Here is a 7,353-nt window from a genome sequence, read left to right on the forward strand (position 1 = left end):
TGTCGTACGGGAAAAGTCGAGCTTTGCTCATCTTAGGGTGTTCCAGATCACCGTGGTGCGGTATCTTGATGCGCCACACGTGGCACAGGGAGGTGCGCACAATGGCCGGTCGAGTGCCCTCGGGGCGGCTGGAGCGAGGAACCCGTCTCGGTCGACTGGCGGCGGGGCAGGCGATGCGCGGGATCGGCACCCGGTTGGCCATGGTCGGGCGACCGGACGAGGCGCGACGAATCCTCGCGGAGCGCTCCACATTGCAGGCCGCGCAGCAACTGGTCGCCGTGCTCGGCACCATGAAGGGCGCGGCCATGAAGGTCGGGCAGATGCTGTCGGTGCTCGATCTGGATCTCGTCCCGGAATCCCATCGGGAACTGTTCCGGCACAAGCTCGCCGAACTCCAGGACCGCGCGCCGGTGGTCGAGTTCGCGCGGATGCGCACCGTCGTCGAGGACGGCCTCGGCCCGATGTCGAGGGTTTTCGCCGACTTCGACGAGGAACCGATCGCCGCGGCCTCGATCGGGCAGGTGTATCGGGCGCGGCTGCGCGACGGCCGCACGGTCGCGGTGAAGGTGAAGTATCCCGACGTGGATCGGGCGGTGGAAGCCGATATGCGCAATCTCGGCATGATCAGCGGACTGCTGCACGCCGTATTGCCCAGTGCCGGTGACGCTTCGGTGCTGGACGAGATCAGCCGCAATATCGGCGGCGAACTCGACTATCTGCGGGAAGCGCGCAATCAGCACCGCGTCGCGTCGCGCTACCGCGGCCATCCCCTCATCATCGTCCCGGACAGCATCGCCGAATACTGCACCCACAATGTTCTCGTCACCGAGTTCCTCGACGGGGAGCCCTTCGAGCACATCCGCTCCCTGCCCGCCCACGACCGGGACCGTATCGGGGAGCTGATCTACCGCTTCTACATCACGTCGTTGTTCGCCGACTACGAGTTCTGCGGTGATCCGCATCCGGGAAATATCCTGTTGCACTCCGACGGTCGGCTCGGATTCGTCGACTTCGGCCTCTACCACCAGATGAACCCGGTCGACGTGGAATTCGAGCGTACCGGAATGCGCGCCGCCGCCGAACAACGCGCCGAGGACCTGTACCGGCACTGGGTCGAGCGCGGCATCATCGCCACGGATGCGGGCGTCACCGCGCGGGAATGCCTCGACTACGTGTGGGCGGCGGCCGGCTGGCATCTGCTCGACGAGGACATCACCCTCACCCCGGAGTGCGCCACCGGCGCGGTGGTGTGCGCCATCGACCCTCGGATGTCCGAATTCCGGGGTATGCGACAGCAATCGCTGCCGCGCGAACACGTGTTCTCCCGCCGCACCGATCTGTGGACGTGCGCCGTGCTCGGGCGTCTGGAGGCGACCAACAACTGGCATCGGCTCGCCCGCGAATGGCTCTACCACGAGCCACCGGAGACCGAGATCGGGCGGACGATCGCGCACTGGCACCGCGACCGGGCCCGACGAACCGTCCGCTAGCGCTCGGCGAGCGTCCGGCGGCGGAACTCCCGCATCAGCACCGGGGTGGCGTGGCTGTCCAAATAGGAATCGCCCGCGGCCACGGCCTTCACCGAGTCGGCGAGTGCCAGGCCGGTGAGGTCCTTGACGATATAACCGGCCGCGCCCGCACCGACGGCGTCGAGCATGGCGCCCGCGCTGATATCGGAGGTCAGGATGAGAAAGCGGGTGGCGTCGGCGCCCGGGAGGCTCCGGCACAACTCCAGCCCGTCCCCGTCCGGCAGCTGCGGCTCGAGAATCACGACATCGGGTCGCAGCTCGGCGATGAGCAGCCGGGCCTGGTCGAGGGTGGCGGCCGCACCCGCCACCGATACCGCGGGGTCGAGGTCGAGCAGGTCGCGGACGGCGCGTCGGACCGCGCGCTCCTTGTCGACCAGGAGCACGCGAACCCGGTCCCGGGCGGCGGGGCGCGGGTGGCCGGAGCGATAGTGCGAGGTGGTGCTCATGTCTCCACGATCCACTCGCCGACCTGGCGGCAACCGATGAGAAAGCAACTCGCCGAGAGGACTTTCGGCACCGAAATGTCGGGCACGTCGCGCCCGCCGGTCGCCCGCCCGCGCGAGGCGCCGGTGAGCGGCTCCCCGCGCTGACCCGCGGACGAATCAGGACAGGGGCAGGACCCCGGAGAGCGGGCCGCGGCGTGGCGGCGATCGCCCGGGGTCGGCCATATCTCGGGGCTTACCACATGGTGTGCCACCCCGATGCGGTGAAGGAGCGCCCGCCCCCGCCGCCCGCTAGGCTGGTCGCGGATCTCGATCAGGAGGGCGCATGAATCCGAAAGCGGTCGCGGGACGATTGGTCGGCGGAGTCAACGGCGCGGTGGTCGCGCTGCTGCGCATGCCGGTGGTCGGGTCGGTCCTGGGGCGGGGCTTCACCGAGATCACCTATGTCGGCCGCCGCTCGGGCAAGACCTTCAGCACCCCGGTCAACTATTGGCGTTCGGGCGACGTCCTGAAGATCGGGGTCGCCATGCCGGACAGGAAGTCCTGGTGGCGCAATTTCCAGGACGAGGGCGGCCCCATCACCATGCGCCTGGCCGGTGAGGACCGCACCGGGCGCGCGAAAGCACGCCGCGACGAGCGCGGCCGGGTGACGGTCGAGGTACGGCTCGACTAGCGCCGCCGACGCCGGTCACGAACGGCGGCGCTCCCGGGGTGCGAGGGCGGCCAACAACGCGATGAGCAGGCCGCCGCCGAACAGGTACAGACCCCAGGTGCCGGAGAACAGATCGCGGGCGCTGTCGCGCAGCTGATCGTCGAACCGCTCGTTCAACCGCCAGGTCAATGCGGCGAGACCGGCCAGCCCCGCGAGGATGCCCAGCCAGGCGACCCCGCGCGACCCGGTCAGCGCGGCCAGCATCACCGCTGCGGCGGCGCCGAGCAGCACGATGGCGAGCGAGGACCACAGCGCCGCGTTCTGCTCACCGAGCTGTTCGAGCGTGACACCCGGCGCGAAACCCTCGCGCAGGTCCTCGAACCGCACATCCCGCGCCTGAACCGTCGAGATGAGCGGCCCGAACGCCCCGACACCCATCGCGATGGCGACCACGAACAGCAGCAGATGGACCGAAGTGCGCATAACTCAACGGTATGCCCGAAAAGACGTTTTGGGGCGCATTAGCGCTTCGGATGTTCAGGGCAGGCGTACCAGCATCTTGCCGGTGTTGGCGCCGCGCATCATGGCGAGGAAGGCGTCGACGGCGTTGTCGATGCCGTCGACCACGGTCTCCTCGGTGGCCAGGGTGCCCTCGGCCAGCCATGTAGCGGCCTGGGGGATGAACTCCGGGGCCAGGTGCAGGTGGTCGCTGACGTTCATACCGCGCAGGGTGATCCGCTTGCCGATGGCGAGGGGGAGGTGCTTGGGGCCGGGGCGCAGTTCGGTGTCGTTGTAGACCGAGATCGCACCGCAGAGGGCGATGCGACCGTAGCGGTTCATGGTGACCAGGGCGGCATCGAGATGGTCGCCGCCGACATTGTCGAAGTAGACGTCGATGCCGTCGGGGGCGGCCTTGCGCAGCTGTTCGACGAGATCACCGGTGCGGTAGTCGATTCCGACGTCGTAGCCGAACTCCTCGGTGAGACGGCGTACCTTCTCCGGGCCGCCCGCCGAGCCGATCACGGTGCTGGCGCCCAGTTTTCGGGCCAGCTGACCGGCGACGGAGCCGACCGCGCCCGCCGCACCGGAGATGAAGACCACATCGCCCTCGCGCACCGGGGCGATCTCTTTCAAACCACCCCAGGCGGTGAGACCGGTGGTGCCGAGGACGCCCAGATAGGCTTGCGCCGGAGCGAGATTCGGGTCCACCACCTGTGCCTGCGCGGCGTCGAGCAGCGCGTATTCCCGCCAGCCCTGGAAGTGTGACACGGTCGCGCCGACCGGGACATCGTCCGACCCCGAGGCCACCACGGTGCCGACCGCCGAACCGGTCATCGCCTCGCCGAGCTCGAACTGCGGAATGTAGGACTCGCCCTCGTTCATCCGGCCGCGCATATACGGATCCACGGAGACGAAGTCGTTGCGCACCACGACCTGGCTCGGACCCGGATCGGGCACGGTGGTGGTGACGAGGGAGAAATCGGTGGGCACCGGCTCGCCGACGGGACGGGCGACGAGATGCCATTCACGGCTGGAAAAGGACATGACAAGGCTCCAAAGATGTTGGGGGAAAAAATGATGGGGAAAAGTGTTCAGGTATTCAGGCGGCGAGCAGGCCCGCGAGCAGCGCGGTGACACCGTCGTCGAACAGTCGCCGCGCCTGCTGCGGCATCTGCTCGAGCCCGACCACGAGCGCAATGCTCAGATCGGCCGCCACTTCGGGGGACACCGAGGGCGCGGTCCCCGCGTCGGCGAACAACCGCACCAGCAGGGCGCGCAGTTCGACGGTGTAGTCGACACAGATGTCACCGAACAGCCGCGCCTTCTCGTCGATCAGTTCGGTCGCGTGCGGGGAGTCCTCGGTCAACCGCAACACCAGGTCGAGTTTGGCCGCGAGCACTCCGCGAATACGTTGTGCGGCAGGTTCATCCGACTCGGCCGCCGCCTGCGCCCGCGCGAACGCCTGCGCGTGCAGCCGCTGCGCGAGTTGGCGCACGGCATCGTCCTTGCCGCGCACGTACTGGTAGACCGCCGACCGCGAGACGCCCATGGTGCGGGCGATGTCATCGACGGTGGTGCGTTTGACGCCGTAGCGCCCCAGGCACTCGTAGGTCGCGTCGAGGACCTCGTCGAGACGGTCGGTGGACATGGTTCAGGCCAGCTTCCTCGATAGTTCCTCGGCGACACCGGCCGATGACGCCGGATTCTGTCCGGTGACCAGATTACGGTCGACCACCACATTGGGCGCCCACGGGTCACCCGTGCGGAAGTCCGCACCGATCTCGATCAGCCGATCCTGTAGCAGCCAGCGCGCCTTGTCGGCGAGCCCGCCCTGCACCTCTTCGGTATTGGTGAACCCGGTCAGCGCGTACCCCGCGAAGGCATTGGCCCCCGCGGCCGTGGTGGCGGCCAGCAGTGCGGCGGGCGCGTGGCAGACCACGGCCAACGGTGTGCCGGACGTCAGGGCGGCGACCAGCAGCCGGCCGGAGTCGGCGTTCACCGCGAGGTCCTCCATGGGCCCGTGACCGCCGGGATAGAACACCGCGTCGAACTCCGCCGGTTCGACGTCCTCGAGCCGGACGGGACTGTTCAACTCGGCGCTGTCCCGGATCACCGCGGCCCGATGGTCGGCGACCTCCTGCCCGCCATTGGCGTCCGGTGCGAGGCTGCTCCGGTCGACCGGCGGAACCACACCCCCGGGTGTGGCGACCACAATGTCGTGACCAGCGGACTTCAGCGTCTCGAAGGGGACCACGAACTCCTCGGCCCAGAACCCCGTCGGATGCTTGCTGCCATCCGCGAGCGTCCAGTGGTCCGACCCGGTCATCACGAAGAGAATCTTGGACATAAGGTCCTTTCCACAATCTGACATTCTGTGCAGATTTCGTCAGTAGCGACAGCTACTACGCTAGACCCGCGTCGAGTATTCCCGCACGGTGACGCTTGCCACGGGATTGCTGGCAAACCGATAGCGAACTAGCATGGCGAATGGGTCGGGGTTACCCCTTGGAGGCTGCCATGCTCAAGTCTCTCGTTCTCGCAGTTGCAACGTCCGCACTAATGCTCAGCCCCTTTGCTGTACCCGCCGCCCATGCCGATGCCGACTACGGCGGCGGTTGCGTTGTATTTGCGAACAATCCCGCGGCGACCGTGGATTCGCTGCGCTTCCGCTGCAATCCGGAGCAACAGGACGCGATCTTCCGCGACGCTCCGCGCGGTGCCGTGCCCATGGGCGTCAAGAACGGCTGGGTGGTGCGACCGGTCGACATGCAGTGGTGGACCCCCGCCGTATGGATCGGCAAGACCTTCTACACCGGCCCCGACGGCGGCTATCTCATGAACCGGATCACCGGCGCGGGCATAGAAGGCTGGCCCGCGGACGTCTACGCCGCCCCGGCCATCACGGACGGCCAACCCGCGTGGGCCCTCGACTACGCCCCCTCGCCCACCCCTCAGGTCTACGACGAGATCCGTGAGATAGCCCCCGGCGTATGGTTCGGCTACTCCTGGTGGCGCGAGGGCGCCCAGAACTCCCTCATGCTCACGTTCGCCTTGGCCTGATCGTCTCTTGCGCCCACGCCTCGACGGACTTAGGCTTGCCTAAGTTCATTCGACGGTGAGGGCCTGATGAAACTCAATGCCATTGAGCGAGTTGCGATGAACAATCCGCTGCGTGCCGCGCATCAGCATCATCGGGAGGCCGCGTGGTTCCGTCGGCTGGCTGCTGGTGATCTCGCCGGTCGCAGTGTGCTGGAAGTCGGCTGTGGGCGCGGCGTCGGCGTCGAAGTCCTACAAGACCGGCTCGGGGCCGATCGGGTGACGGCCTTCGACTTCGACCCCGCGATGGTCGAACTGGCGAGGGAGCGGCTCTCCGGTCGGCGCAACGTGACCCTCTCCGAAGGGGATGTCTGCGAAATACGTGAGCCTGCGGCGAGTTTCGACATCGTCGCCGACTTCGGAATCATCCACCACGTGCCCGAGTGGCAGCGGGGTATCGCCGAGATCGCCCGTGTCCTGCGACCGGGCGGCACCGTCTTGTTCGAGGAAGTGCCGCGTCATATTCTCGACACCTGGACAATGCGGACATTCACGGTACATCCACGCGAAAATCGCTTCGAAGCAGAAGAATTCGCCGCCGAGCTCGCGCGTAACGGTCTGCGCGGTCGAGGTCTAATCGAGCGACACTTCGGGGGAATGCTGTTTGTCGGTGCCGCGACGAAGATATGAGTGAATGTCTGAAGATTTCGATATCACATCGCTATTGCCGTTCTGTCGCAATGGAATTCGCGGTAGAATTGGTGCATGATGACGGTGGGGGAAACGCGAGGCGGTGATACCGCGGCCGGTTTGTCGGCGGCGATGGACACCCTGCTGGGCACCGATCTCACCGGACTGTCGGATTCGGCTCTCGTGGATGTGATGCGGGAGGTCGAGTCGGTGCGGTGTCGGATGGCGGCGTTGTCGCATCGGATGATCGCCGAGGTCGAGGGCAGGCATCTGTGGGAACGCGCCGGAGCCAAGGGGATGCGCGGGTATCTGATCGATGTGCTGCGCCTGTCGGCGGCCGAGGCCGGGGCGCGGGTACGCGCGTCGGTGCCGTTGCGGCCCCGTGTGTTCTGCGGGGTGGAAGGTCCGGCCCTGTTGCCGACCACCGCCGCCTTGCAGGCCGAGGGCGCGGTGTCTCCCGAGCACGCGCGGGTGATCATGCGGGTGATGGAGCGTATCCCCC

General features: G+C 67.3%; 10 protein-coding genes. 5 read left to right on the forward strand and 5 right to left on the reverse strand.

Annotated elements, in window-relative coordinates:
* Nucleotides 1-101 precede the first annotated feature (101 nt).
* A complete protein-coding gene (locus QMO76_RS26810) occupies nt 102-1,490 on the forward strand; it encodes an AarF/ABC1/UbiB kinase family protein (protein ID WP_306364090.1) in 1,389 nt (462 codons plus the stop codon).
* On the opposite strand, the gene QMO76_RS26815 is transcribed toward QMO76_RS26810, so the two are convergent.
* Nucleotides 1,487-1,975, reverse strand: coding sequence for a response regulator transcription factor (locus QMO76_RS26815; protein WP_306364091.1), 489 nt, complete (start codon nt 1,973-1,975; stop codon nt 1,487-1,489). The genes QMO76_RS26810 and QMO76_RS26815 overlap by 4 nt on opposite strands.
* Nucleotides 1,976-2,297: 322 nt before the next feature.
* Between QMO76_RS26815 and QMO76_RS26820 the strand changes: the two genes are divergently transcribed.
* Nucleotides 2,298-2,645: a hypothetical protein gene (locus tag QMO76_RS26820; protein ID WP_306364092.1), complete on the forward strand. Its 348-nt coding sequence runs from the start codon at nt 2,298-2,300 to the stop codon at nt 2,643-2,645.
* Between the two features lie 15 nt (nt 2,646-2,660).
* Here QMO76_RS26820 and QMO76_RS26825 read toward each other — a convergent pair whose 3' ends face one another.
* The 4 genes from QMO76_RS26825 to QMO76_RS26840 are packed head-to-tail and all read right to left on the reverse strand — an operon-like array spanning nt 2,661 to nt 5,472.
* Nucleotides 2,661-3,107, reverse strand: a complete 447-nt coding sequence (locus tag QMO76_RS26825) for a hypothetical protein (protein ID WP_306364093.1) — start codon at nt 3,105-3,107, stop codon at nt 2,661-2,663.
* A gap of 54 nt (nt 3,108-3,161) precedes the next feature.
* Nucleotides 3,162-4,169 carry an NADP-dependent oxidoreductase gene (locus tag QMO76_RS26830; RefSeq protein WP_306364094.1) on the reverse strand — a complete coding sequence of 336 codons (1,008 nt, stop codon included), beginning with the start codon at nt 4,167-4,169 and terminating at the stop codon, nt 3,162-3,164.
* Between the two features lie 55 nt (nt 4,170-4,224).
* Nucleotides 4,225-4,773 carry a TetR/AcrR family transcriptional regulator gene (locus QMO76_RS26835; protein ID WP_306364095.1) on the reverse strand — a complete coding sequence of 183 codons (549 nt, stop codon included), beginning with the start codon at nt 4,771-4,773 and terminating at the stop codon, nt 4,225-4,227.
* A gap of 3 nt (nt 4,774-4,776) precedes the next feature.
* Nucleotides 4,777-5,472: a type 1 glutamine amidotransferase domain-containing protein gene (locus tag QMO76_RS26840; RefSeq protein WP_306364096.1), complete on the reverse strand. Its 696-nt coding sequence runs from the start codon at nt 5,470-5,472 to the stop codon at nt 4,777-4,779.
* Between the two features lie 302 nt (nt 5,473-5,774).
* Between QMO76_RS26840 and QMO76_RS26845 the strand changes: the two genes are divergently transcribed.
* The 3 genes from QMO76_RS26845 to QMO76_RS26855 all read left to right on the forward strand — a co-directional run.
* Nucleotides 5,775-6,185, forward strand: a complete 411-nt coding sequence (locus QMO76_RS26845; RefSeq protein ID WP_306364097.1) for a hypothetical protein — start codon at nt 5,775-5,777, stop codon at nt 6,183-6,185.
* Between the two features lie 66 nt (nt 6,186-6,251).
* The gene (locus tag QMO76_RS26850) at nt 6,252-6,851 is read left to right on the forward strand and encodes a bifunctional 2-polyprenyl-6-hydroxyphenol methylase/3-demethylubiquinol 3-O-methyltransferase UbiG (protein WP_306364098.1); all 600 of its coding nucleotides are present in this window, start codon (nt 6,252-6,254) and stop codon (nt 6,849-6,851) included.
* 75 nt (nt 6,852-6,926) lie between these two features.
* Nucleotides 6,927-7,353, forward strand: a 427-nt coding sequence (locus QMO76_RS26855) for a DUF222 domain-containing protein (RefSeq protein ID WP_306364099.1), incomplete at its 3' end; no start/stop codon positions are given.

It is taken from the genome of Nocardia sp. CC227C (assembly GCF_030767025.1).
Lineage (GTDB): Bacteria > Actinomycetota > Actinomycetes > Mycobacteriales > Mycobacteriaceae > Nocardia.